This is a genomic window from Roseburia sp. AF42-8, from assembly GCF_003435965.1.
Taxonomy (GTDB): domain Bacteria; phylum Bacillota; class Clostridia; order Lachnospirales; family Lachnospiraceae; genus Roseburia_C; species Roseburia_C amylophila.
Genome location: NZ_QTVB01000113.1, coordinates 1 through 1,461, shown reverse-complemented (window position 1 = coordinate 1,461; position 1,461 = coordinate 1). Strand labels below are relative to the sequence as shown.

Annotated in this window: 4 protein-coding genes; all 4 read left to right on the top strand. The window is 36.2% G+C overall.

All coding sequences use genetic code 11. The annotated features are described in order from the left end of the window. Nucleotides 1–73 precede the first annotated feature (73 nt). On the top strand, nucleotides 74–397 hold the full coding sequence (locus DW059_RS15470) for a hypothetical protein (RefSeq protein ID WP_147326079.1): 324 nt from the start codon (nucleotides 74–76) through the stop codon (nucleotides 395–397). Beyond that, nucleotides 390–710 carry an immunity protein Imm33 domain-containing protein gene (locus DW059_RS15465; protein WP_117699377.1) on the top strand — a complete coding sequence of 107 codons (321 nt, stop codon included), beginning with the start codon at nucleotides 390–392 and terminating at the stop codon, nucleotides 708–710. Before DW059_RS15470 ends, DW059_RS15465 begins: the two co-directional genes overlap by 8 nt. A 343-nt stretch (nucleotides 711–1,053) precedes the next feature. Further along, nucleotides 1,054–1,206, top strand: a complete 153-nt coding sequence (locus DW059_RS16020; RefSeq protein ID WP_158552144.1) for a hypothetical protein — start codon at nucleotides 1,054–1,056, stop codon at nucleotides 1,204–1,206. Next, the coding region (locus tag DW059_RS15460; RefSeq protein WP_147326078.1) for a hypothetical protein at nucleotides 1,203–1,461 on the top strand (259 nt) is incomplete at its 3' end. The genes DW059_RS16020 and DW059_RS15460, both read left to right, overlap by 4 nt.

Here is a 1,461-nt window from a genome sequence, read left to right as displayed (position 1 = left end):
TAACAATGCAAAAGTAAATCATAGTGTCAAAAGAAGGTAATAATGAATTTCATTTTTTGGCTCCAAATATAAATTGTCAAAAGAAGGTAATAATGAATTTCATTTTTTGGCTCCAAATATAAATTGTATTGAAGCAGTTGAAATCGGAAAATTATTGCTAAGTAAAGGTACTTCGGTAATGCAAAAAGATGTAAAGTATGGTAATACAGCCTTTTTTTCATTATGCATGGAAGCTTTTAAGGAACGTTCAGAGAGTACAATGAATTTTATTGAAGAATGTTTTGAACAAGTAACAGATGTTGATGAGAAAAACAAGAATGGATTTACCATTCGTAAACTAATTATGGAAAGGGGAAGCGATGAATTAAAAAAAAGATTGGAGGAAAAATATGCATAGCACAATGAATTTAGGAGGTTCTGTTGTTTCAAAAAATATATTAGAAAAAAGAGGACGAGTAAAATGGTGTTTTAGAGAAGAAAGAGTAAATAATATTGATAATGGGTGGAGATTTCTTTCGGAAATAGATACAGATGAGTTTCTGGCAGATTCAAAAAACATGGTCATTTGTGATTGGGGCACAATTTTTGAAATAGAGCCTGCAATTGCTCCAATTTTTGAATTACCAATTGGAACAGAATTAACCTTAGAATATGATGGCTCACAAAAATATTTTGTAAAATCTGAAACCGGAGAGAAACTTATATTTTAATTATGGTTATACTGTCGGACATCCAACGGCTCTTGCATGTCTATTAATTAATCATCATGGCTGTTGTGAAGCAATTAAGAATCCATGATGTTAATTAATAGACACTAGCGAAATTTTGTCGAGTCGGGTATACGAAAGGACATTGCAAAATCAAAATAGAATATTTAGTTCCAATACGCTGATATAAACGTGCTCTTAGCAACAATGTAAAGTACGAGAAGATTACCAGCATCTGTGAATTAATCCAGGAACAGCTTGCCCGATGGATAGAAGAGATTGATGCGGTGAGGAGCAGTATTGTAGAAATTGCTACTATGCCGGATATATCCCAGGATTCCATGGAGTGACGGGAGACTCAAGGCTGGTATCGGTTAATCCAATCCGTGATACAGTATTTGCCAGTAATCCGGCTCTCTATTATTTAATAGGAAATGTATTGACAATCGCTGCTTCTCTGATACTGACAGGAGGAATGGCAGTATCGGAGAAGCAGTGATAAGCACAGGAACATCCGTAAGCAGGGCAGTAGTGACAGAGTATGTCAAGCAGGGACTGACAATGGCAGCCAGCAGCTATGTGGAAAAGAGCATGACAGAAGCAACCAACAGTCCACTGGCAGGCTTTGTAGTTGGCTCACTAACCGGAATAGCAACATATGGAACGCTCAATGAGATAGATTCCATGGCAAATGTAAGTGGATTACACAGTTCTTTTGCAGAAGGAATGTCAAAGGAAGATGCCCAGAAATATC

Bases quoted from the DNA above. Each gene is read 5' to 3' on its own strand.
- DW059_RS15465 (WP_117699377.1), top strand. From the start codon at position 390: ATGCATAGCACAATGAATTTAGGAGGTTCTGTTGTTTCAAAAAATATA.